The sequence below is a fragment of the Sphingomonas sp. IBVSS2 genome, assembly GCF_002127225.1.
Lineage (GTDB): Bacteria > Pseudomonadota > Alphaproteobacteria > Sphingomonadales > Sphingomonadaceae > Sphingomonas.
The window spans coordinates 548411-570823 of sequence record NZ_NFUR01000003.1 but is presented as its reverse complement, the minus strand read 5'-3'; the positions used below and the strand labels follow the sequence as shown (position 1 = coordinate 570823).

The window sequence follows — 22413 nt, the reverse complement described above, 5'->3', positions numbered from 1 at the left end:
CCACCTAATCCCTATCGACAGATGGCATTTCTGATGGTATCTCCACGTCGTCAAACGCAAGTTTGGCAAACATAACAGTACCTTGCCACGGTTACCGGGTGCCCGTAGGGGTCACCATCCGCGGCGTGGTTTCCGACATCGATGGATTTTTCCGCCCAGGGCAGCCGGCGCTAGTCCGCCCAGGCCGCGTCCTCGACGTGCAGTTCGGCGGCGGGGCGGGAGCCCCAGTCGTCGATCCTGGCGCGGCCGGCGAGCCAGAGCTTGCGGTGGCGCGGGGCGGAGAGCAGGGCCTGGCCCAGTTCGGTATCGGCCTGTCGGAAGGCGACCGCCTTGATGCTGCGCCCGTCCGGCCCCGCCACGATCAGCCGCACATGGCCGCCCGTGCCGACCACATCGGCCTTGATCACCGTCACCGGCCCCGCCGCCACGCGCGGTGCCGGCCAGCCCATGCCATAGGGGCCGCCGGCCTCCATCGCGTTGACGAGATCGGGGCAGACGCCACCTGGGGCCACCACGGCGTCGAGCAGCAACGCCCGCTCGCCCATCGCCTGGGTGACGCGTTCGGAAAGCCGCTCCTCGAGGAACTCGGCAAAGGCATCGAGCCGGTCGGCATCGATCGTCACGCCGCAGGCCATGGCATGGCCGCCACCCGCCCGGAGCAGTCCCGCATCCTTGGCGGCGAGCACCGCGGCGCCGAGATCGACGCCCGGGATCGAGCGGCCCGAACCCTTGCCGATACCGTCCTCGTCGAGCGCGATCACGATCGCCGGCCGGCCGAGCTTCTCCTTCAGCCGCCCCGCGACGATGCCGATCACGCCGGCATGCCAGCCCCTGCTCGCGATCACCGCGACCGCGTGGTTCGCCTTGTACAGGCTGAGTTCCTCCGCTTCGGCCTGCACGCCGGCCTCGATCGCGCGGCGCTCCTCGTTGAGCTGGTTCAGCTCCTCGGCGATCGTCCGTGCCTCTTCGGGATCGCGGGTGGTGAGCAGGCGCACGCCCAGGTCCGAGCGGCCGACGCGCCCGCCGGCGTTGATCCGGGGGCCGAGCGCGAAGCCGAGATCGGTGGCGGTGGGCGCCCGGGTGAGGCGCGAGGCCTCGATCAGCGCGTTCAGCCCGATGTTGCGCCGCTGCGCCATCACCTTGAGGCCCTGGGCGACAAAGGCGCGGTTGAGGCCCTTGAGCGCAGCCACGTCGGCGACGGTGCCGAGCGCGACGATGTCGAGCAGGTCGAGCAATTTGGGTTCGGCCCGGCGCGCGAAATAGCCGCGTCCGCGCAGCGTGCGGATCAGCGCCGCGCCGAGCAGCCAGGCGACGCCGACCGCCGCCAGGTGGCCGTGCGCCGCGCCCTCGGTCTCGTCGAGCCGGTTGGGGTTCACCAGCGCGAGCGCCTGCGGAAGCTCGGTGGTGCATTTATGGTGGTCGACGACGATCACTTCGGCGCCGGCGGCCTTCGCCATCTCCAGCGCCTCAAAGGCCTGGGCGCCGCAGTCGACGGTGACGATCAGGCCGGCGCCTTCCTGCTTGAGCCGTACCAGCGCCTCGCCCGATGGGCCATAGCCCTCCATCAGCCGGTCGGGGATATAGGGGCGCGCCTCCAGCCCCATGTCCCTCAGAAGCAATATCAGCAGTGCCGCGGAAGTGGCTCCATCTACGTCGTAATCCCCGAAGATTGCGACCTGCTCGCGCTGCTCCACCGCATCGGCGAGCCGCGCGGCCGCCTTGTCCATGTCGCGGAAGATCGAGGGGTCGGGCATGAAGGCGCGGATGCTCGGCGCCCGGTGCATGTCGAGCTCCTCGCGCGCCACGCCGCGGGCGATCAGCAATTGCGTCACCAGATCGTCGGGCACCAGCCCGCCACGCGAATCGCTGGCTAGGCCGCGCCAATGCCAGGGCTGGCCGGTGATCGAGCGCTGGATGTTGAGCACGGCGGACATAGGGACGGCTATGGAACAGCGGGCAGGGGGCTGTCCATTCCCGGTCCGCCCTATTCGGCCTGGGGCAGCGCCTGTTGCAGTTCGAGGCGCCGGGCATAGGCCGCGGCGAATTCGCCATGGATGCGGGCAATGCCGGGGTCGGTGGCGGTGCGTGCCTTTTCCGCGCTCAGGCGCTGGCGTCGCTCGAGATACTCGCGATCATTCTGCTGGGACATGGAAAGGCTCCGGCTTCAAGCGGCAGCTTTCCCGTTGCTGTCAGTTCGCGCCATGCTCGGGGTTCCGGGCGCCAATATATTGTAGGTACAAGATTTTTTCGAACAAGGCGAGCGAATACGGCGCCGGCCGCTCGGCTCGTCGCATTTCCCGCACGCCGCCATGCCCGGCCCTTGCAAGGGCCGGGCTGGCGCTTCCGGCAAACCGCGCCTACATCGCATCGCCTTATGGCCCGTCCGCGTCCCGCCCAAGAGAAAGTGAAGACCGTCGCCGAGAACCGGCGCGCCCGGTTCGATTATTTCATCGAGCAGACCTATGAGGCCGGCATCGCGCTCACCGGCACCGAGGTGAAGTCGCTGCGCTTCGGCGAGGGCTCGATCGCCGAGGCCTATGCCGAAGTGAACGACGGCGGCGTCTGGCTGGTCAATTCGAACATCCCCGAGTTCAGCCATGGCAACCGGTTCAACCACGAGCCGAAGCGCCCCCGTAAATTGCTCCTTCATGAGCGGGAGATAAACAAGCTCCATGGCGCGGTGGCGCGCGAAGGGATGACCCTGGTGCCGCTGTCCATCTATTTCAACGGGCGAGGCCGCGCGAAGGTCGAGCTGGCGCTGGCGAAGGGCAAGAAGACGCATGACAAGCGCGACTCGATCAAGGAGCGGGACTGGAAGCGGGAGCAGGGGCGACTGCTCCGCGACCGTGGGTGATCCCGCGCCCGCTTCGGGCAAGTCGCGTTTCCGCCGCTGGCTCGACAAGGCGACGCCCAGCCGCGAATCGGTCGAGAGCAATCGCTGGCTCCGCCCGGTGGCGAGCCGGGTGATGCACAGCTCGCTTTGGCGCTTCACGCGGCGTTCGGTGCCGCGCGGCGTGGCGCTGGGCGTGGTGACGGGCGTGCTGGTGCCGATGGGGCAGATCCCCGCCTCGGCCGTGCTCGCGCTCCCGCTGCGCGCCAATATCCCGGCAGCCGCCGCGACCACCTTCATCACCAATCCCTTCACCACGCCGCCGCTCTGGGTGGCGGCCTATTGGCTGGGCAGCTGGATGCTCGGCCCCGGCGCGATGATCGAGAAGGCGCAGGTGATCGAGCGGAGCTGGAGCGACTGGCTGGTCCACCAGGCCGGCCCGGCGACGCTGACCGGCCTGATCACCATCACCGGCGCGCTTGCCCTGATCGGCTATTTCGGCACCGCGCTGGCGTGGCGGCTGTGGATCGCCCGCAAATGGAAGCGGCGCGCCGACGCGCGGGCCGCGCGCGGCTGAACGCGGCGGGAACGTCGTCATCGTGGTGTAATAATGTTACGCCCAGCCGATTGACGGAGCCCATCGACGGTCTAAGACAGCCCGATCAACCATCGGGGATTCCCATGCGCCTGTCGCTCCTCACCACCAGTTTCCTCGCCGCGCCCGTGCTGCTCGCCGGCTGCGCGCACAACGCCTCGCTGCCGGCCGCGCCGGTCGAGGCCGCGCCGGTCACCGAGCCCGATCCGGCGCCGCAGCCCGAAAAGCCCAAGCCGGTCTATGGCAGCTATGGCTTCGACACCGCCGGCATGGATCCCGCGATCAAGCCGGGCGACGATTTCTACAATTATGCCAATGGCGCCTGGGCGAAGAACACGCCGATCCCGGCCGACAAGTCGAACTATGGCTCGTTCAACATCCTGGACGACAACGCCAAGAAGCAGACGCACGCGATCCTCGATGCGGCGAAGGGCGATCCGAACTCGAAGATCGGCACCGCCTATGCCACCTATCTCGATACCGCGGCGATCGACGGCAAGGGCCTGGCGCCGGCCAAGCCGTGGCTCGACCAGATCAAGGCGCTGACCGCCAAGGCCGGCTATCCCGCGCTTGCCGCCGCCGCGCGCCGCAACGGCGTGGGCGTGCCCTTCGCCACTTATGTCGGCCAGGACGACAAGGAACCGGAAGTCTATGCGCTGAGCCTCTACCAGGCCGGGCTGGGCATGCCCGACCGCGACTATTACCTCTCGAAGGACGCCAAGTTCGTCGAGACCAAGACGGCCTATCTCAAGCACCTCACCAACGTGCTGACGCTCGCCGGCGAGCCCAATGCCACGGCACGCGCCCAGGCGATCGTCGATTTCGAGACGAAGATCGCCGGAGTGCAGTGGACTCGCGTCGAAAGCCGCGATGCGACCAAGACCTATAACAAGATGACCGTCGCCCAGCTGCAGAAGTCGGCGCCGGGCTTCGACTTCAAGGCCTTTTTCGCGGCCGGCAAGACGCCGGTGGAGAATGTGATCGTCGGCCAGCCCAGTGCGGTTGCGGGCATCGCCCGGCTGATCCAGCAGGCGCCGCTGGCGGTGCTGAAGGACCAGCTGCTGGTCCGCACGCTCGACAATTTCGCCGATGTGCTGCCGAGCGCCTTCGACAAGGAGCAGTTCGCCTTCTACGGCACCACCCTGTCGGGCACGCCGGAGCAGGAGGTGCGCTGGAAGCGCGCAGTGGACTTCACCACCGGCGCGCTCGCCGACGACGTCAGCCAAGTCTATGTCGCCAAATATTTCCCGCCCGAGACCAAGGCGGCGGCCGACCAGCTGGTGAAGAACGTGATCGCGGCGATGGACCGCCGGATCGACAAGCTCGAATGGATGGCGCCCGAGACCAAGGTGAAGGCGCATGAGAAGCTGGCCGCCTTCAAGCCGAAGATCGGCTATCCCGACCATTGGCAGGACTATGCGGCGCTGACGATCACGCCCGGCGACGCATTCGGCAACAATGTGCGCGCCAACAACTGGCAATATGACGACAATGTCTCCAAGCTCGGCCAGCCGATCCGCCGCTGGGAATGGGGCATGACTCCGATGACGATCAACGCCTATGCCAATTTCGGCATGGTCGAGATCGTCTTCCCGGCCGCGATCCTGCAGCCGCCCTTCTTCGATCCGAACGCCGATCCGGCGGTGAACTATGGCGGCATCGGCGCGGTGATCGGCCATGAGCTGAGCCACCATTTCGACGACCAGGGCGCCAAGTACGACAAGGAAGGCCGCCTGACCGACTGGTGGACCCCGGCGGACGTCAAGGCATTCAAGGCGCGCACCGACGCGCTGGTCGCCCAGTACGACCAGTATGAGCCGCTGCCGGGCATGCATGTGAAGGGCGCGCTGACGCTCGGCGAGAATGTGGCCGACCTGGCCGGCCTCACCGTCGCCCATGACGCGTACAAGGCCTCGCTGAACGGCCAGGCGTCGCCGGTGCTCGACGGCACCACGGGCGACCAGCGCTTCTACCAGGGCTGGGCCCAGGTATGGCGCCGCAACTATCGCGAGGCGAATCTGCGCCAGCGCCTGCTCACCGATCCGCACTCGCCGTCGCAGCAGCGCGCCTGGGTCGTGCGCAACCTCGATCCCTGGTACGGGGCCTATAACCCCGATCCGGCAACCAAGCTGTTCCTGACGCCCGACAAGCGCGTCCGGATCTGGTGACCTGAAGTTCCCCTCCCGTTTGCGGGAGGGGTTAGGGGAGGGGAGCGCCGCGAGCCTCGCATGTAGAGATCAGGCCCTCCCCCGACCCCTCCCGCAAGCGGGAGGGGAGATTTGCTTGACCCGCGTCGCTTGACCGAACATCGGTGGCGCATGGCCACGTTGCCCGCCCATAGCCCTATTTCGACGTCCCGCCGCTGGCTGCCCTTCGCGGCGGCGATCCTGGCCGGGTTCCTTGCGGGCGCGGTGATCCTGCTCACGCTGAACGACCGCGCGGTCGCGGTCGGCTTCGTCGCGGCGGGGCTGCTCGCCGCGGGCGGGCTCTGGGGTGCGCGCAGGCTCTTCCATGCGGATATCGCCGGCGAGGCCCCGGTCGACTGGTCGGTCGCCCAGGCGCTCGCGGCGGCCAGCGACGATGCGCTGGCGGTCACCGACCGTGCCGGACGCCTGGTCTGCGCCAACAGCCGTTTCGAGGCATTGTTCGCCGGCTGGCCGACGCCGCCCAATCTCCCGATCAGCGACGCCGCCGTCGCCGCGCTCGGCACCGCGGCGCGAACCGCCTGGCGCGACGGCGAGGCGCGCGAGGACGGTATTCAGGTGTTCAGCGCTCCCGTATCCGCCCGTGTCCAGCGCGTGGGCGAGGAATCGCTCGTCTGGCGCTTCATCGGCGTGCAGGCGCTCGACCTCGCCAGCCAGGTCCAGGCGCTGATCGACGGCCATACCGGCGACCGGCTGGGCTCGGCCGGCATCATGGCCGCGATGGTGTCGCCCGAGGGCCGGGTGCGCAGCGCCAACCGCGTGTTCCGCCTGCGCGCCATGGGCAGCCCGGAAGCCGCCGCCGAAGGGCGCGACTTCGCCCGCTTCCTGATCACCGATTCCATGGGGCTGGTCCGCTTCGAGCGCGAGGGGCTGGAGGGCAATCCGCTCCGTGTGCTGCAGATCCCCTTCCTCGACGGCGAGGAGGCGCCGCTGCTCGTGGCGCTGCTCGACGAGGAGCAGGGCAATGTGCCCACGCCGGCGATCGGCGCCAGTGCCGGTGCGCATGTCCGCTCGCTGATCGCGCTGCTGCCGCTCGGACTTGCCCTGGTCGATCGGGACGGGCGCTTCGCCAGCATGAACGATGCGTTCGTGCGGGCCACCCGCGTCAATGCCGCGGCGCCGCCGCTCTATCCGGGCGACCTGGTGGTGCGCGAGGACAAGGCCGCGCTCGCCGACGCCGTCCGCCGGTTTGCCGGCGGGGCGCCGCAATCGGCCGAGATGACCGTGCGCATGGCCGATGCGCCCGAGGAGCCGGTCTCGATCGGCATTGCCGGCGCGCGCGGGCTGGGCGAAGCCGCCGTCCTCATCAGCCTCAAGGATTCGGGCGAGGAATCGAAGCTCAAGCGCCAGGTCGCACAGGCTACCAAGATGCAGGCGGTCGGACAGCTCGCGGGCGGCGTCGCGCATGATTTCAACAACATCCTGACCGCGATCATCGGACATTGCGACTTGATGCTGATGCGCCATTCGCCCGGCGACAGCGATTATGACGACATCCAGCAGATCCGCGCCAATTCGAACCGTGCCGCCTCGCTGACCCGCCAGCTGCTCGCATTTTCGCGCCAGCAGACGCTGCGCCCGCAATTGCTCCAGCTGCCCGACGTCATCTCCGAAGTCTCCAACCTGCTGAAGCGCCTGCTCGGCGAGACCGTCCGGCTCGAAGTCAAGCATGGCCGCAACCTGGGCCCGGTACGCGCCGACCCGGGCCAGCTCGAGCAGGTGGTGGTCAATCTCGCCGTCAATGCGCGCGACGCGATGCTGTCGCAAAATCCCAATGGCGGCGGCATGCTCACCATCGAGACGATGGCGGTGCCGGCCGCCGATGTCCGCCGGATGGACGACGACGTGCTGCCGGTCGGCGACTATACCGCGCTGCGCATCGCCGATACCGGCACCGGCATCCCGCCCGAGATCCTCGCCAAGATCTGGGAGCCGTTCTTCACTACCAAGGAAGTGGGCAAGGGCACCGGCCTGGGCCTTTCCACCGTCTATGGCATCATCAAGCAATCGGGCGGATTCATCTTTGCGGAGAACGTGCCCGGCGGCGGGGCGGAGTTCACCATCTACCTGCCGGTCCATGCCGCGACCGAGGCACCGGTCGTCGCCAAGCTGCCCGGGCCGAAGGAGAAGCCCGCCGATACTTGGGGCACCGGCACGATCCTGGTGGTCGAGGACGAGGACATGGTCCGCGCCATCGCCGAGCGCGCGCTCGCCCGCCAGGGCTACACCGTGGTCACCGCGGACAATGGCGAGGCGGCGCTCGAGCTGATCGAGACGATCGACCGGCCCGACCTGCTCATCTCCGACGTGGTCATGCCGGTGATGGACGGCCCGACGATGGCGCGCCGGATCCGTGCCAAATATCCCGATCTGCCGATCCTGTTCATGTCGGGCTATGCCGAAGAACAGCTGCGCAAGTCGATTGATCTGGAGCAAGTCGCCTTCCTGCCGAAGCCCTTTTCGGTACAGCAACTTGCCGAAGCCGCGCGCGACGTGCTTTCGCCCAAATAAATACTTGGCGTGTCGTGATTTTCCTGCGATGGGAGCGGCCATGCCGGGGTCCCAGAAAATCCTGATCGTCGAAGACGAGCCGCTCATCGCGATGATGCTCGAGGACTTTCTCGATGCGCTCGATCGCCTCGTCGCCGGCACGGCGGACAGCGTCGCCTCGGCCCTCGAGCTGGTCGAGGCCGGCGGTATCGACGCGGCCATCATGGACGTGAACCTGCGCGGCGGCGAAACCAGCTGGCCGATCGCCGATGCGCTGGCGGCACGGGGCATCCCCTTCGTGCTCGCGACCGGCGGGGCGGGGGACATGATCGCGGAAGCCTATCGGGATCGTCCCGTGCTTTCCAAGCCGTTCACGATGGACAGCGTCGAGAAGGTGCTCGACAGCCTCGTCGCGGCGGACTGAGCGCCGGCGTTCCCCTTTCCCCATTCCATGGCCGTCCTCCCGGCGAACGCCGGGATCTCAGGCGAGGGTGCGATACGGGCATGCGTGGCAGAAATTGTTTCGCGCGACGACGCGATGAAGAAGAATCAGAGAGGTTCACGCGGAGACGCGGAGACGCGAGGAGGGCTAGCGCCGCTCCAGCGGCGCCCTCCACGACAAGGCTCCCATTTTCCGGCCGCTGACGCGGCGCATGCCCCAACCGCGTGCGCAACATCTTCATCTTCGCGCCTCCCGTCTCCGCGCGAGCAATATCTTCTTCGTCGCGGCGTAGCGTCGTCGCGCGAACCAACCTAATCCAGCAGCCGCACCGCGTCGCCCAGCCGTATCAGTCCCGGCCGGGCCGGACCCGCATAGATCCCATAGGCATTGCCGAACTCCCGCGCGACGGTGCGCAGCACGCGCGGCTCCTTCGCGCCGGTCTCCGGATCGATCGTCACGATCACGCAGCGGGCGATCGGATCGGCGCATTGCACCACCGCACCCTCCTCTGCTTCGCCGAACGCCAGCCGCTTGCCCCGCCATTCGCTGGCGGGCACGTCGCTCTCCACGATCACGTTGATCCGGAACCGATCGATCGCCAGCGGGGCGCCGTGCGCGGCCTCCAGCGCGGCATGGCCGGCGCTGGTCTGGATCGAGACCGGCATCGAATCATAGATTCCGCGGGCCACCTGGATCAGCGCGGCAGGTTCGCCCGCGGCGGCCTCCAGCTGCGCCTTGAGCTGCGGATCGCGGAGCGGGATCGCCGCACCGTCAGGCGTCTCGACCGTCACCGCGCTGGTCTTGGGCCGCGCCGGGTCGTCGAAGCGCGCCCGGTGGAGGACCATTGCCGGCACCTCGCGCGCAGTGAGCCAGGGAAAGCGCGTGCCGTTGGCTGCGCGGACGAACGCATATTGCCGGTCGCCCTCGATTCCCTGCCAGTCGAGCTCCGCCATGTCGAGCCGTTCGCCGGCCATCGACTTGACCGGAAAGCGGTTGAGCGCACGGACATGGCCGACGATGCGGGTCATATCGCCCGGCTAGCGAGTGCGAGCGGGAAGGGCAATCACGGCCTTGCGGAGAGGTGGAACGATTATGGAACAAAAAATTCCGTTCCGCTCTTGTTCTTGTGGAACAAACGCGATACACGGCCTCCAACACAGGTTGAAGGCGCAAGCCAAACCTTCTAGCGACGGGGACTTCCAATGGCAGCTTCGCTCAAGGTGATTGACGGCAACATGGCGATTTCTTCGGACAAGCAGAAGGCGCTCGACGCCGCCCTCGCACAGATCGACCGCGCATTCGGCAAGGGGTCGGCGATGAAGCTCGGCTCCAAGGAGGCGATGCAGGTCGAGGCGATCTCGACCGGGTCGCTCGGGCTCGACATCGCGCTCGGCGTGGGCGGGCTGCCCCGTGGCCGCGTGATCGAAGTCTATGGGCCGGAAAGTTCGGGCAAGACCACGCTGGCACTGCACGTCATCGCCGAAGCGCAGCGCAGCGGCGGCGTCGCTGCGTTCGTCGATGCGGAGCATGCGCTGGATCCGGTCTATGCCAAGAAGCTGGGCGTCAATATCGACGAGTTGATCGTCTCGCAGCCCGATACCGGCGAGCAGGCGCTCGAGATCACCGATACGCTGGTCCGCTCGAACGCGATCGACGTGCTGGTGGTCGATTCGGTTGCCGCGCTGGTGCCGCGCGCCGAGATCGAGGGCGAGATGGGCGACAGCCATGTCGGGCTTCAGGCCCGGCTGATGTCGCAGTCGCTGCGCAAGCTCACCGGCTCGATCAGCCGCTCTCGCTGCATGGTGATCTTCATCAACCAGCTGCGCATGAAGATCGGCGTGATGTACGGCAATCCGGAGACCACGACCGGCGGCAACGCGCTGAAATTCTATGCCTCGGTCCGCCTCGACATCCGCCGCACCGGCCAGATCAAGGACCGCGAGGACATCATCGGCAACACCACGCGTGTGAAGGTGGTGAAGAACAAGGTGGCGCCGCCGTTCAAGCAGGTCGAGTTCGACATCATGTACGGCGAGGGCATCTCCAAGATCGGCGAGATCCTCGACCTCGGCGTCAAGGCGGGGCTGGTCGAGAAGTCGGGCGCCTGGTTCTCGTACGACAGCGTTCGGATCGGCCAGGGCCGCGAGAACGCCAAGAATTTCCTCAAGGAGAATGGCGAATTGCGCGAGCGCCTCGAGGCCGCGATCCGGGCGCGCACCGAGAAGGTTGCCGAAGGCCTGATGACCGGGCCCGACGCCGATGACGGCGACGACGATCTTTGATCCATTACAGGCCGCGCCCGCGCGTGATGCGTGCGGCGGCGGTCACGGGCTGAGACCCATGGGAAGACCCGGCGCGTTGCCCCGCGCCGGGTCTTTCGCGTTCGGGCGGAGCCGCGCGTTCCCTTGCGTGCGCGACCTTCGTCATTTTCCCGGACCCCTGGATAGGCGCGGGCTCCCGCGATCCCGGTTTCCCGATCCGTTGCGGGCGCTATAGTCGCCGGCGATGAAGGCGGTATTCGATCCCGATCGCGTGCTGGCTGGCGGCCTTGCCGCCATCCGCGGCCAGTTCCACGTTCCCCAGGCCTTTCCTCCGGACGTGATCGCCGCCGCCGAGACCGCGGCGCGCCGGGTGCCGACGGAACATGTCGATCGGACCGGGCTTCCGCTGGTCACGCTCGATCCGGCAAGCTCGACCGACCTCGACCAGGCCTTTGCGATCGAGGCCAGCGGCGGCGACCTGCTGCTGCGCTACGCGATCGCCGATGTCGCCTGGTTCGTCGAGGACGACGACCCCGTCGACCGCGAGGCGTGGCGACGCGGTGCGACGCTGTATCTGCCGGACGGAAAGGCCGGGCTCTATCCGCCGGTGCTGAGCGAAGGAGCGGCCAGCCTGTTGCCCGACGGCCCGCGCCCGGCGGTGCTCTTCACCGTGCGGGTGGCGCCCGATGGCGAGGCCCGGCTGGAAGCGGCGGAGCGCGCGCTGGTCAGGAGCCGTGCCAAGCTCGCCTATGAGAGCGCGGACGATACGGATTTGCCCCCGCAATTCGCCGAACTCGCCCGCCGCATCGCCCTTGCCGAAGCACGCCGCGGCGCCGCCAGGGTCGATCCGCCCGAGCAGGAAGTCGCGCGCCGCGCCGATGGCGGCTATGCACTAGCCTTTCGCGCGCGCCATGCGTCGGAGGCCCGCAACGCGGCCCTGTCGCTCGCGACCAATCTCGCCATCGCCGAGGTGTTGCAGGCGCATCATACCGGCCTGTTCCGGGTGATGGCCGAGCCCGATGCGGCGGCCGTATCGCGCCTGCGGAACACGGCGCGCGCGCTCGGCATCGCCTGGCCCCAGGCACAATCGCTCGTCGCGTTCCGTACCGGCCTGGATCCGGCCGATCCGCACCAGGCGGCGCTGATGCTCGCGATCCGCCGGGCGGGGCAGGGCGCCAGCTATGCCCCATGGCGCGCGGGGGCGGCGCCCTGGCACGCCGCCGTCGCGGCACCCTATGTCCATGCCACCGCGCCGCTCCGGCGGCTGGCCGATCGCTATGTCATCCGCGCGACGCTGGCGATCATGGCGGGTCAGCCGGTTCCGGCGGTGGTCGGCCAGGCCTTTGAGCGGCTCCCCAAGGTGATGGGACGCGCCGACGCCGTGAGCGGGCAGATCGATCGCGCGGTCGTCGACCTGGCCGAAGCGGTGATGCTCGCCGGGCGCGAGGGCGAGGAATTCGCGGCGGTCGTCACCGACGTGGATGTTCGCGGCGCGCGGATGCAACTCGCCGACCTGCCGGTCGTCACGCGCATCGACGCACCCGGCGCCGCACCGGGGACGCCGCTGCGGGTGCGGCTGGTCGATGCCGATCCGGCGGATCGCGCCGTCCGTTTCGAAGCGATCGGAGCGGTATCGTGACGACCATGCCCGCCGACCCCGGCGATGGGACGGCGACCGAAGCGCAGCTCGAAGGCTTCATCGCCCGCTTCACTCCCGAGATCGCGGACCGTGTTCGCGCGGCGCGGGCGGTGTTGCGCGCGCGGCTGCCGGGCGCGACCGAGCTGGTCTACGACAATTACAACGCGCTGGCGATCGGCTATGGTCCCGGCGAGAAGACGTCGGAGGCGGTGTTCAGCCTTGCGGTCTATCCGCGCAACCTGTTGCTCTATTTCCTTCCCGGCGTCGGGTTGCCCGATCCCGAAGGGCTCCTCCAGGGCGAGGGGCGGCTGGGGCGCTATGTCTGCCTGAAGGACGTGGCGCTGCTCGACGCGCCGGCGGTGATCGCACTGATCGCGGCCGCGCTCGACCGGGCAAGGCGCCCCTTGCCTCCGGAGGGCGGGCGGACCATCGTCAAGTCGATATCGGCCCGGCAACGCCCGCGCCGTCCAGCCGGAGACGCCGCATGACGATCATCGTCCATCATCTCGAGAATTCCCGCTCGCAGCGCGTGCTCTGGCTGCTCGAGGAGCTGGGACTGCCCTATGAGGTCCGCCGCTATCGGCGCGACAAGGCGACGATGCTGGCCCCGCCCGAGCTTCGCCGCGTCCATCCGCTCGGCAAGTCGCCGGTGATCGAGCATGCGGGCAATATCGTCGCCGAGACGGGGGCGATCGTGGAGTATCTGGTCGAGCTGGCCGATGGGCGGCTCGGCATGCCGGGGCATCGCGAGGACGCGCTGCGCTATCGCCATTTCCTGCATTATGCCGAGGGGTCGCTGATGCCGCCGCTCTTCACCAAGCTGGTGCTCAGCCGGGTGCCGCTGTTCGGCAAGGTGGCGCAGAAGAAGTTCCAGCCGATGATCGACGTCCATCTCGACTATGTCGAGGGCGAGCTGGCGGCACGGCCCTGGTTCGCCGGCCCCGAATTCACCGCCGCCGACGTGATGATGAGCTTCCCGCTCGAAGCTGCCGTCAGCCGGGCCAATGCGACCCAGGGGCGCCCGCACATCGCGGCATGGATCGAGAAGGTCCATGCCCGCCCGGCCTATAAGGCGGCGCTGGCGGCCGGCGGCCCCTATGCCTATGCCTGAACCTCTCCGCGCGGCCTGGTTCCGCAGCGTCCGGCAAGGGGCGATCAGACCAGGGCGAAGCCGGTTGCGGCGTTGATGAAGTCCTTCACTGCGTCGACGATCGCGTTGATCGCATTCTGCACCAGCACCAGCGTCATGCTGGTCATCGCGACGATCACCGAGACGGCGGCGCTGATCTGCATGTCGAACAGGATCTCGGCGCCCCGCAGCGTGTATTGCGCATGGTTCTCGGCGATCGCCTCGACCTGGATCGCGATCTTCTTGAGCTCGGGGACCGCATAGCTCTCCATCTCCGCCCAGATGCCGCCCGCCAGCCCGCGCCCCGCGGCGGTCATCCGGTCGACCAGCCCGTTCACGTCCACCTGCATCGGCTTCTCCTATCGGCTCAGTTGCTTGGCGCGCTGCACGGCCATCGCCGCGCGCAGAGTGGCGCCGAGCCCGCCGTCGAGCAGCGGGCCGACGGCGGCGGCGGGAATGCCCAGGGCGCCCTCCGCCTGATGGAAGGCGCGCAGATCGTGGAACTGCTGCTGGAGCAGCTGCATCAGCACGACGTCGCAATCGCCCTGGGGCGGGGTGCCGATCTTCCGGCCGAGCGCGGGCGGCAGGTCCGCCGCCCCCAGCACCCTGGCCATCGCCTGGGTGGAGGGGCAATTGTCCAGCACCCGGTTCGCTTGCGCCCGGGCAACGAGCAGCGCCACTCGGCCTTCCATATTATCGTAGAAATCGGTGTTCCGGGCATAGGCGCCGGCAGGCTGGCCGGCGTTGGTCACCATCTTCGCGACGAAGCTGGTCGTGTCCTGCAGCACCGATCCGAGTTCGGCATCGGTCGCGGCGTCATAGGGAGCGGCGAGCTGGACATGCGTGCAGCCGGCCAGCGCGACCGCGAGCATCAGCAGCGCGGCAAGTCGCCGCAAATCCCGTCCGAACCCCGTCAAGGCGCGCATGAAAGTCTCCCCCGGGGAGGAGACTTTCATCTTCGCGCGGGAAAGTCCAACGGCGATAGTGCCGCCGCGGACCGGCGCGCTCAGTGGCGGCCATAATCCTGGAAGCTGTCCGCCTCGGTCGCCGGCCCTTGCATGGGCGGGACGATCGGCTCGATCGGCTGGGGCGCGTCGAGCTTGCCTTCCCAGCGCGCCACCACCACGCTGGCTACGGCATTGCCGATCACATTGGTCGCGGTGCGGCCCATGTCGAGGAAATGGTCGACCGCGAGGATCAGCAGCACGCCGGCCTCGGGGATGTTGAAATGGCTGAGCGTGCCGGTGATCACGACCAGGCTGGCGCGCGGCACGCCGGCAATGCCCTTGCTGGTGACCATCAGGATCAGCAGCATCTGGATCATCGTCATCCAGTCGAGATGGATGCCATAGGCCTGGGCGATGAAGATGGACGCGAACGTCATGTACATCATCGAGCCGTCGAGATTGAACGAATAGCCGAGCGGCAGCACGAAGCTGGCGATGCGCGGGGGCACGCCGAACCGGTCGAGCGCGTCGAGCGTGCGCGGATAGGCGGCCTCGGACGAGGCGGTCGAGAAGCCGAGCAGGATCGGATCGCGCAGATAGCGCAGCAGCGTGCGCGTGCGGGGGCCGACGATCAGGAAGCAGGCGCCGAGCAGCGTCGCCCAGAGCGCGAACAGGCCCAGATAGAAGCTGCCCATGAAGAAGGCGAGGTCGCCGACCACGCCGATGCCCTTGGTCGCCAGCGCCTTGGCCACCGCGCAGAACACCGCGACCGGGGCGAAGAGCATCACATAGCCGGTGACGGTGAGCATCACCTGCACCAGTGCCTCGAGCCCGCGGACGAGCGGCGCGCCCTTCTCGCCGATGGCGGCGAGGCCGACGCCGAAGAAGAGCGAGAAGATGACGAGCTGGAGGATGTCGTTGCTCGCCATCGCATCGATGCCGCTGGTCGGCACGATGTGGATGAAGAATTTGGCGAGGTCGAAGCTCGAGCGATCGACGCCGCTCGATGCTGTGGCGGCGGGAATCGTCAGGTTGAGGCCGACACCGGGCTGGAGCAGGTTGACGAAGATCAGGCCGAGGGTGAGCGAGACCAGGCTCGCGCAGACGAACCAGAAGAACGCCTTGAGGCCCACGCGCCCGATCGCGCCGCCGCCGCCCATATGGGCGATGCCCACCACCAGCGTGGAGACCACCAGCGGCGCGATGATCATCTTGATCAAATGGAGGAACATCTGGGTCGGGATGTCGAGGCCATAGGCCCAGTTCTCGATCGTCTTCGCCCCTTCGGGCGTGCCCGACAGCGAGACGTTGAGCGCATAGCCCAGCAGGCCGCCGAGCAGCAGCGCCGCCAAAATGAACCAGGTAAGTCGCTTGCCCAAAATAGGCCCCCCTAAAAATCCTTTGGCCGCAGGCAAAGGGGATTGCGGGCTCCGGGTCAAGCCCCGCGCGGCCAGCCGATGCGCGCTGCCCTATGCACAGCGGGTATTGCGGCGGCGCGCGAAGGGGCCCTATCGCATGCATCGCCCTTTCCGGAGAATGACGATGCGCCTTCACCGCCGTGCCCTTGTCAGCGCTGCCGTCCGCGCAGCCGCCGCCGCGCCGCTGCTCGCCCTTCCGGGCGTGCTCCGCGCCGCCGAGCCGGACCTTTCGGCGCTGCGGGACATCACCGGGGGCGCGGTGCCGATCGACAATGCCGAGCGCGCCGCGCGGCTCGCCCGCGCGCAGCAGCTGATGCAGGCGAACCGCATCGGCGCGGTGCTGATCGAGGGCGGATCGTCGCTGGTCTATTTCACGGGCCTGCGCTGGGGGCGCAGCGAGCGGCTGACCGCCATGGTGCTGCCCGCGGAGGGCGCGCCCTGCATCGTGACGCCCTTCTTCGAAGAGGCGCGCACCCGCGAAGGCCTGGCGATCCCGGCCGAGATCCGCGTGTGGAACGAGGACGAGGACCCGCTCAAGACCGTCGCCGGCTTCCTCAAGGACCGCAAGCTCGCGCACCTGCCGGTCGGCATCGAGGAGACGGTGCGCTATTTCGCGGTCGACGGTCTGCAAAAGGCGGGGCTCGCGGTGGTCTCGGCCAATCCGGTGGTGCGCGGCTGCCGGATGATCAAGACGCCGGCCGAGATCGCGCTGATGCAGCTCGCCACCGATGTGACGATCGCCGCCTATCGCTGGGTCCATCCGCGGGTCGAGAAGGGAATGCGCCAGCGCGACGTTTCCGCATTGATGGACGCGGCGACGCGCAAGCTGGGCGGCAGCCCCGAGTTCAGCATGGTGCTGGTGGGCGAGGGCGCCGCCTATCCGCACGGCACCAAGGTGCCTTCGCCGGTGGCCGAGGGGCGGATCGTGCTGATGGACTGCGGCTGCACCGTGCAGGGCTATCAGTCCGACGTGTCGCGCACCTGGGTGCACGGCACCGCCACGGCCGAGCAGCGCAAGGTATGGGACCAGGTGGCGCAGGGCCAGCAGACGGCCTTCGCCGCGGCGAAGCTGGGCGCGGCCGCGGGCAGCGTCGACGATGCGGTGCGCCGCTACTACGCCTCGCTGGGCTGGGGCCCGGACTACAGGCTCCCCGGCCTTTCGCACCGCACCGGGCACGGCATCGGGCTCGACGGGCACGAGCCGGTCAACCTGGTGCGCGGCGAGCGGACGAAGCTGGCGCCGGGCATGTGCTTCTCCAACGAGCCGGGCATCTACATTCCCGGCAGCTTCGGCGTGCGGCTGGAGGATTGCTTCCACATGACCGATGCCGGGCCGAAATGGTTCAGCGCGCCGCCCCGGTCGCTCGACGCGCCGATGGGGTGAGGCGCGGGGCATATCGGGGGCTTCGGAAGTCTACGAAGCATAGGGTACGCCGCCCCGGTTCCCGCACCCCGAAATTCGAACCCGGCCCACGAAAGCGGGCGTGGACGGGTGGGACAGGGCGCGCTGCGGCTGCATCGATCAGCGTAGATCCGACGAAATCCTAGATTGCGACCGGCCCGTGCCGGTGCGGGCTCAGGTGCCGTCGGCGCGCAGGGTGAGCACCTCGACGCCGGTAGCGGTGACCGCGACGGTGTGCTCGAACTGCGCCGAGAGCTTGCCGTCGCGGGTGACCACGGTCCAGCCATCGTCCTCGGTCTCGACCATGCGGCTGCCCTGGTTGACCATCGGCTCGATCGTGAAGGTCATGCCTTCGCGCAACTTCATGCCGGTGCCGGGCCTGCCGAAATTGAGCACCGAGGGCTCCTCGTGCATCTCGCGGCCGATGCCGTGTCCGCAATATTCGCGCACCACGGTGTAGCCATGCTTCTTGGCATGGCGCTCGATCGCGAAGCCGATATCGCCGAGATGCGCGCCGGGGCGGACCTGGCGGATGCCCTGCCACATCGCCTCCTGCGCCACCTTTGCCAGGCGCCGCGCCGCGGGGGGCACGTTGCCGACCAGATAGGTCTTGCTCGAATCGGCGATGAAGCCGTTCTTCTCCAGCGTGATGTCGAGATTGATGATGTCGCCGTCGCGGATGATCGTTTGCGCGTCGGGCACGCCATGGCACACCACCTGGTTGATCGAGCAGTTCAGGACATATTCGAACCCGTATTGCCCCTTGCTCGCCGGGCGGGCAGCGAGGTCCACGGTGATGAACCGCTCCACGAGGTCGTTGACCTGCATGGTCGACATGCCGGCAAGGTCCTGGCCGTCCAGCATCTCGAAGACCGATGCCAGCAGCTTGCCGGAGATCCGCATCAGCTCGAGTTCGTCGGGTGTCTTGACCATGTCAGGCGGCTGCGGCTTCCGGCAGCGGAGCTTGGACGCGCTCGAGCTGCATCCGGACGATATCGGTGAAGGAAAGCGCCGGATTCGCCTCTGCAAGCATGCCGATCTTCATCCAGAACTCGGCCTGGGCATTGATCGAGCGGCACATCACCGTGCTGGCACGGCGAATCTCCTCGTGCAGTTCGTCGTCAATCTTCACAATGCCCATGGGTTCCTCGAGGAATATACGAATCGTATATGATTCATATATTCCTTTTGTTCGGGATCGCAAATGGCTGATGGCCGGCGCCTCCATTAAACCGGTGATACAGGGGAGCTTTCACGCTGATCGAAGTGTTTCGCTTGAGGAAACATCGCGTCGCAACTAAGTCGCGCGTATGACGTCCACCAACGATATCCGCCGTTCCTTCCTCGACTATTTCGAGGGCCAGGGTCATGCCCGCGTTCCCAGCGCTCCGCTGGTGCCGCACAATGATCCGACCCTGATGTTCGTGAACGCGGGCATGGTGCCGTTCAAGAACGTGTTCACGGGGCTGGAGAGCCGCCCCTATTCGACCGCGACCAGCGCGCAGAAATGCGTCCGCGCGGGCGGCAAGCACAACGACCTGGACAATGTCGGCTATACCGCGCGCCACCATACCTTCTTCGAAATGCTGGGGAATTTCTCCTTTGGCGATTATTTCAAGGAGCAGGCGATCACCCATGCCTGGACCCTGCTCACCAAGGTGTGGGGCATTTCGCCGGCCAGGCTGACCGCGACCGTCTATCATACCGACGACCAGGCCTTCGAGCTGTGGAAGAAGATCGCCGGCCTGCCCGAGGAGCGGATCATCCGCATCCCGACCAAGGACAATTTCTGGGCGATGGGTTCGGACGGTCCGTGCGGGCCCTGCTCGGAGATCTTCTACGACCATGGCGACCATATCTGGGGCGGCCCGCCGGGATCGCCCGAGGAAGATGGCGACCGTTTCGTCGAGATCTGGAACCTCGTCTTCATGCAGTTCGTGCAGGAGAATGACGAGATCATCGGCGACCTGCCGCGCCCGAGCATCGACACCGGCATGGGGCTGGAGCGCGTCGCCGCCGTCCTCCAGGGCGTGCACGACAATTACGATACCGACACGTTCAAGGCGCTGATCGCCGAATCGGGCGCGCTGACCGGCGCTTCGACCGCCGGCGAGAACCAGGCGAGCCACCGCGTGATCGCCGATCACCTGCGCTCCTCGGGCTTCCTGGTGGCGGACGGCGTGCTGCCGGCCAATGAGGGGCGCGGCTATGTGCTGCGCCGGATCATGCGCCGCGCCATGCGCCACGCCCATCTGCTCGGCGCCAAGAATCCGCTGATGCACCGCATGGTGCCGGCGCTGGTCGCCGAGATGGGCGCCGCCTATCCCGAGCTGGTCCGCGCGCAGCCGCTGATCGAGGCGACGCTGCTCCAGGAGGAGACGCGCTTCCGGCAGACGCTGGCGAACGGCCTGCGCCTGCTCGACGAGGCGACGCAGGGCATGGCCGAAGGCGATACGCTGCCGGGCGAGACTGCGTTCAAGCTCTACGACACATATGGCTTCCCCTATGACCTGACCGAGGATGCGCTGCGCGCCAACGCGATCGGCGTGGACCGCGCGGGCTTCGACGCGGCGATGAAGCGCCAGAAGGAAGCCGCGCGCGCCGCCTGGAAGGGCTCGGGCGAAAAGGCTTCGGAAGAGCTGTGGTACGATCTGGCCGACGAACTGGGCGGCACCGAGTTCACCGGCTATGCCGGCACCCAGGGCGAGGGCCAGGTGGTCGCGATCGTCAAGGACGGCGCCAGGGTCGATCGGGCCGGCGCCGGCGACAACGTGACGATCCTGACCAACCAGACGCCGTTCTACGCCGAGAGCGGCGGCCAGATGGGCGATGCCGGGGTGATCTGGAACGACAAGGCGAGCGCCGCCGTGGCCGACACGTCCAAGCCGCTCGGCCGCCTGCATGCGCACCATGCCAAGATCGAGAAGGGCGAGATCGCGGTGGGCGATGCCGTCCATCTCACCGTCGATGCCGATCGCCGCGACCGGGTACGGGCCAACCATTCGGCAACGCACCTGCTGCACGCGGCGCTGCGCAAGCGGCTTGGCGGGCATGTTACCCAGAAGGGCAGCCTGGTGGCGCCGGATCGGCTGCGCTTCGATTTCTCGCACCCGTCGGCGCTCACGCCCGGGGAGATCGCCGACATCGAGGCCGATGTGAACGCGCAGATCCGCCACAATGGCGCGGTCGAGACGCGGCTCATGACGCCCGACGACGCGATCGCCGCGGGCGCGATGGCGCTGTTCGGCGAGAAATATGGCGACGAAGTGCGCGTGCTCTCGATGGGGCTGGGCGAGGATGCGTCCTATTCGGTCGAGCTGTGCGGCGGCACGCACGTCAATGCGACCGGCGACATCGCGATCTTCAAGATCGTTTCGGAGAGCGCGATCCAGTCGGGCGTGCGGCGCATCGAGGCGCTGACCGGCGAAGGCGCGCGGCTGTGGCTGAACGCGCGCGACGAGCGGCTGCGCGAGGCCGCCGCGACGCTCAAGGCCAGCCCGGAGGAAGTGCCGGCGCGGGTGGCGGCGCTGGTCGAGGAGCGGCGCAAGCTCGAGCGCGAGCTGGCCGATGCGAAAAAGGCGCTGGCGCTGGGCGGCGGCGGGTCTGCCCAGGCGGCGGGCCCGGAGCAGGTCGCGGGAATCAGCTTTATCGGCCAAGTGATCGACGGGCTGGAGCCCAAGGAACTGCGCGGCGCGGTCGACGAGGCCAAGCAGCGCGTCGGCAGCGGCGTGGTCGCGCTGGTCGCGGTCAACGAGGGACGGGCTTCGGTCGCGGTCGGCGTGACGGAGGGCGTGCCGGCCAATGCCGTGGACCTGGTCAAGGTCGCGGTGGCGGTGCTGGGCGGGCAGGGCGGCGGTGGCCGGCCCGACATGGCCCAGGGCGGCGGCCCGGACGGCGACAAGGGCGCTGCGGCGCTCGACGCAGTCAAGGCCGCGCTGGCCGAGACGACCGCGGCGGCCTGAACCGCCGCGGGGTGCCGGTCACATGCCCGGCGCCCAGCCGTCCTCGGGCGAGACCCACAGGACACGCTGGTTCATGTCGGCGCGGACAAGCCCGTCGATCACGATGTCGGACACGATTCCGTCACCATCGACCTTGTCGCGATAGCAGCGCTTCCTGCCGGCAAGGGGCTGGAGCGCGAGCATCAGCCGTTCGCGGATCGAGGTCTCCACCGCCGGCGCGAGCGGGGCGCCGTCCTTGCTGAGCTTGCCGGACTTGAAGTCGACCGGGCGGACGGTGGAGCAGACCGCGCCGTCCTCGATCCGGCCCGACGTCTGATACTCGATCAGGATCATCGGCTCGGTGGAGACGACGCCGGTGACCACCGCTTCGAAGCGATCGTCCTCGTGCACCGTGTAGCGGACCATGGTGGCGCAGGTGCGTGCCCGCGTGTCCGGGCCGATGCAGCGGATCTTTCCGGCGCGGGCCGGGTCGAGCGCGTCGGCGCCGGGCATGGGCGCAGCGGCGGCGAGCAGGAAGATTGTCGCGATCATCGTTACATTCCCAAGCCGTAGCCGTCCTTCTCGCTCACCCAGACGAACTTCTGGCTGAGATCGGCGCGGACGGCGCCATCGACGCTGAGCTCGTTGAGCAGCAGGCCATCCTCGGCGGGCTTGATCGCGGAGCAGGTGGTCTTGCCGTCGAGCGCGGCGACGACGGCGGTGAGCTGGCTCTTTACCGCGGTCGTAGTCGCGGCGTCGGCCGGCGTGCCGTTCACCAGCACCGTGCCCGCCTGGAAATCGGCGAGTTTCACCGTCTCGCAGAACTTGCCGTCCGTCACCGTGCCGCGGGTGTGCAGCTCCATCGTGATCAGCGGCGTGGGGGCAAGGAACAGGCGGGTGGTCGCTTCATAGCTGCTGCCGGCGATCTTGTAGCTGGTGGTGCCGAGGCAGGTCTTCTTCTCCCGGTTGGGCAGCACGCACTGATATTGGCCGGCGCGCGCGGGCGCGGCGGGATCGGCGGTCTGGCCGGCAGCGGCATGGGCGAGAAGCAGCAGGCTGAGCAACATCGTCGAGACTCTCCGAGCAGGAACAGGCGCCTGAAATGCGCTGCGCCG

Annotated in this window: 21 protein-coding genes; 11 read left to right on the top strand and 10 right to left on the bottom strand. The window is 68.0% G+C overall.

Annotated elements, in window-relative coordinates; all coding sequences use genetic code 11:
- Positions 1–170: 170 nt before the first annotated feature.
- A complete protein-coding gene (recJ, locus tag CAP40_RS12965; protein WP_086129917.1) occupies positions 171–1934 on the bottom strand; it encodes a single-stranded-DNA-specific exonuclease RecJ in 1764 nt (587 codons plus the stop codon).
- A 50-nt stretch (positions 1935–1984) separates the two neighbouring features.
- A complete protein-coding gene (locus CAP40_RS20480; RefSeq protein WP_179188149.1) occupies positions 1985–2149 on the bottom strand; it encodes a hypothetical protein in 165 nt (54 codons plus the stop codon).
- 225 nt (positions 2150–2374) lie between these two features.
- Between CAP40_RS20480 and smpB the strand changes: the two genes are divergently transcribed.
- From smpB to CAP40_RS12940, 5 genes are all read left to right on the top strand, one after another.
- Complete coding sequence (gene smpB, locus CAP40_RS12960) at positions 2375–2854, top strand: SsrA-binding protein SmpB (protein WP_086129916.1); 480 nt, start codon at positions 2375–2377, stop codon at positions 2852–2854.
- Positions 2847–3407 carry a DUF2062 domain-containing protein gene (locus CAP40_RS12955; protein WP_256924173.1) on the top strand — a complete coding sequence of 187 codons (561 nt, stop codon included), beginning with the start codon at positions 2847–2849 and terminating at the stop codon, positions 3405–3407. The genes smpB and CAP40_RS12955 overlap by 8 nt, the downstream gene beginning before the upstream one ends.
- A 104-nt stretch (positions 3408–3511) precedes the next feature.
- Positions 3512–5593: a M13 family metallopeptidase gene (locus tag CAP40_RS12950; protein ID WP_086129914.1), complete on the top strand. Its 2082-nt coding sequence runs from the start codon at positions 3512–3514 to the stop codon at positions 5591–5593.
- A 150-nt stretch (positions 5594–5743) separates the two neighbouring features.
- Positions 5744–8140, top strand: a complete 2397-nt coding sequence (locus tag CAP40_RS12945; RefSeq protein ID WP_086129913.1) for a response regulator — start codon at positions 5744–5746, stop codon at positions 8138–8140.
- A 40-nt stretch (positions 8141–8180) separates the two neighbouring features.
- Positions 8181–8543, top strand: coding sequence for a response regulator (locus tag CAP40_RS12940; protein WP_086129912.1), 363 nt, complete (start codon positions 8181–8183; stop codon positions 8541–8543).
- Positions 8544–8872: 329 nt separating this feature from the next.
- Here CAP40_RS12940 and CAP40_RS12935 read toward each other — a convergent pair whose 3' ends face one another.
- Entirely contained in the window at positions 8873–9589 is a 717-nt protein-coding gene (locus tag CAP40_RS12935; protein WP_086129911.1) for an MOSC domain-containing protein, read from the bottom strand.
- A gap of 174 nt (positions 9590–9763) precedes the next feature.
- Between CAP40_RS12935 and recA the strand changes: the two genes are divergently transcribed.
- From recA to CAP40_RS12915, 4 genes are all read left to right on the top strand, one after another.
- Positions 9764–10843, top strand: a complete 1080-nt coding sequence (gene recA / locus CAP40_RS12930) for a recombinase RecA (RefSeq protein WP_086129910.1) — start codon at positions 9764–9766, stop codon at positions 10841–10843.
- Positions 10844–11066: 223 nt separating this feature from the next.
- Positions 11067–12461: an RNB domain-containing ribonuclease gene (locus CAP40_RS12925; protein ID WP_086129909.1), complete on the top strand. Its 1395-nt coding sequence runs from the start codon at positions 11067–11069 to the stop codon at positions 12459–12461.
- Positions 12458–12949: a hypothetical protein gene (locus CAP40_RS12920; protein WP_086129908.1), complete on the top strand. Its 492-nt coding sequence runs from the start codon at positions 12458–12460 to the stop codon at positions 12947–12949. The genes CAP40_RS12925 and CAP40_RS12920 overlap by 4 nt, the downstream gene beginning before the upstream one ends.
- Positions 12946–13572: a glutathione S-transferase family protein gene (locus CAP40_RS12915; protein WP_086129907.1), complete on the top strand. Its 627-nt coding sequence runs from the start codon at positions 12946–12948 to the stop codon at positions 13570–13572. Before CAP40_RS12920 ends, CAP40_RS12915 begins: the two co-directional genes overlap by 4 nt.
- 44 nt (positions 13573–13616) lie before the next feature.
- Here CAP40_RS12915 and CAP40_RS12910 read toward each other — a convergent pair whose 3' ends face one another.
- The 3 genes from CAP40_RS12910 to CAP40_RS12900 all read right to left on the bottom strand — a co-directional run bounded on the left by CAP40_RS12910 (position 13617) and on the right by CAP40_RS12900 (position 15916).
- Complete coding sequence (locus tag CAP40_RS12910) at positions 13617–13940, bottom strand: hypothetical protein (RefSeq protein ID WP_086129906.1); 324 nt, start codon at positions 13938–13940, stop codon at positions 13617–13619.
- A gap of 9 nt (positions 13941–13949) precedes the next feature.
- Positions 13950–14516: a hypothetical protein gene (locus tag CAP40_RS12905; RefSeq protein ID WP_144034348.1), complete on the bottom strand. Its 567-nt coding sequence runs from the start codon at positions 14514–14516 to the stop codon at positions 13950–13952.
- Positions 14517–14596: 80 nt separating this feature from the next.
- Positions 14597–15916 carry a dicarboxylate/amino acid:cation symporter gene (locus CAP40_RS12900; protein WP_086129904.1) on the bottom strand — a complete coding sequence of 440 codons (1320 nt, stop codon included), beginning with the start codon at positions 15914–15916 and terminating at the stop codon, positions 14597–14599.
- Positions 15917–16079: 163 nt separating this feature from the next.
- Between CAP40_RS12900 and CAP40_RS12895 the strand changes: the two genes are divergently transcribed.
- Positions 16080–17339, top strand: a complete 1260-nt coding sequence (locus CAP40_RS12895; protein ID WP_086130100.1) for a Xaa-Pro peptidase family protein — start codon at positions 16080–16082, stop codon at positions 17337–17339.
- 192 nt (positions 17340–17531) lie between these two features.
- Here the strand turns inward: CAP40_RS12895 and map are convergent, their stop codons facing one another.
- A complete protein-coding gene (gene map / locus CAP40_RS12890; RefSeq protein WP_086129903.1) occupies positions 17532–18290 on the bottom strand; it encodes a type I methionyl aminopeptidase in 759 nt (252 codons plus the stop codon).
- Between the two features lies 1 nt (position 18291).
- Positions 18292–18498 (bottom strand): ParD-like family protein, encoded by a 207-nt coding sequence (locus CAP40_RS12885; RefSeq protein WP_086129902.1) that lies wholly within the window; start codon positions 18496–18498, stop codon positions 18292–18294.
- Positions 18499–18667: 169 nt separating this feature from the next.
- Between CAP40_RS12885 and alaS the strand changes: the two genes are divergently transcribed.
- Complete coding sequence (gene alaS / locus CAP40_RS12880) at positions 18668–21319, top strand: alanine--tRNA ligase (RefSeq protein WP_086129901.1); 2652 nt, start codon at positions 18668–18670, stop codon at positions 21317–21319.
- 18 nt (positions 21320–21337) lie between these two features.
- Here alaS and CAP40_RS12875 read toward each other — a convergent pair whose 3' ends face one another.
- Both CAP40_RS12875 and CAP40_RS12870 read right to left on the bottom strand, forming a co-directional pair.
- Positions 21338–21850: a hypothetical protein gene (locus CAP40_RS12875; RefSeq protein ID WP_086129900.1), complete on the bottom strand. Its 513-nt coding sequence runs from the start codon at positions 21848–21850 to the stop codon at positions 21338–21340.
- Between the two features lie 2 nt (positions 21851–21852).
- A complete protein-coding gene (locus CAP40_RS12870; RefSeq protein ID WP_086129899.1) occupies positions 21853–22365 on the bottom strand; it encodes a hypothetical protein in 513 nt (170 codons plus the stop codon).
- Positions 22366–22413: the final 48 nt, after the last annotated feature.

Bases quoted from the DNA above. Each gene is read 5' to 3' on its own strand.
- recJ (WP_086129917.1), bottom strand. From the start codon at position 1,934: ATGTCCGCCGTGCTCAACATCCAGCGCTCGATCACCGGCCAGCCCTGG.
- CAP40_RS20480 (WP_179188149.1), bottom strand. From the start codon at position 2,149: ATGTCCCAGCAGAATGATCGCGAGTATCTCGAGCGACGCCAGCGCCTG.
- smpB (WP_086129916.1), top strand. From the start codon at position 2,375: ATGGCCCGTCCGCGTCCCGCCCAAGAGAAAGTGAAGACCGTCGCCGAG.
- CAP40_RS12950 (WP_086129914.1), top strand. From the start codon at position 3,512: ATGCGCCTGTCGCTCCTCACCACCAGTTTCCTCGCCGCGCCCGTGCTG.
- CAP40_RS12945 (WP_086129913.1), top strand. From the start codon at position 5,744: ATGGCCACGTTGCCCGCCCATAGCCCTATTTCGACGTCCCGCCGCTGG.
- CAP40_RS12940 (WP_086129912.1), top strand. From the start codon at position 8,181: ATGCCGGGGTCCCAGAAAATCCTGATCGTCGAAGACGAGCCGCTCATC.
- CAP40_RS12935 (WP_086129911.1), bottom strand. From the start codon at position 9,589: ATGACCCGCATCGTCGGCCATGTCCGTGCGCTCAACCGCTTTCCGGTC.
- recA (WP_086129910.1), top strand. From the start codon at position 9,764: ATGGCAGCTTCGCTCAAGGTGATTGACGGCAACATGGCGATTTCTTCG.
- CAP40_RS12925 (WP_086129909.1), top strand. From the start codon at position 11,067: ATGAAGGCGGTATTCGATCCCGATCGCGTGCTGGCTGGCGGCCTTGCC.
- CAP40_RS12915 (WP_086129907.1), top strand. From the start codon at position 12,946: ATGACGATCATCGTCCATCATCTCGAGAATTCCCGCTCGCAGCGCGTG.
- CAP40_RS12910 (WP_086129906.1), bottom strand. From the start codon at position 13,940: ATGCAGGTGGACGTGAACGGGCTGGTCGACCGGATGACCGCCGCGGGG.
- CAP40_RS12905 (WP_144034348.1), bottom strand. From the start codon at position 14,516: ATGCGCGCCTTGACGGGGTTCGGACGGGATTTGCGGCGACTTGCCGCG.
- CAP40_RS12895 (WP_086130100.1), top strand. From the start codon at position 16,080: ATGCGCCTTCACCGCCGTGCCCTTGTCAGCGCTGCCGTCCGCGCAGCC.
- map (WP_086129903.1), bottom strand. From the start codon at position 18,290: ATGGTCAAGACACCCGACGAACTCGAGCTGATGCGGATCTCCGGCAAG.
- CAP40_RS12885 (WP_086129902.1), bottom strand. From the start codon at position 18,498: ATGGGCATTGTGAAGATTGACGACGAACTGCACGAGGAGATTCGCCGT.
- alaS (WP_086129901.1), top strand. From the start codon at position 18,668: ATGACGTCCACCAACGATATCCGCCGTTCCTTCCTCGACTATTTCGAG.
- CAP40_RS12875 (WP_086129900.1), bottom strand. From the start codon at position 21,850: ATGATCGCGACAATCTTCCTGCTCGCCGCCGCTGCGCCCATGCCCGGC.
- CAP40_RS12870 (WP_086129899.1), bottom strand. From the start codon at position 22,365: ATGTTGCTCAGCCTGCTGCTTCTCGCCCATGCCGCTGCCGGCCAGACC.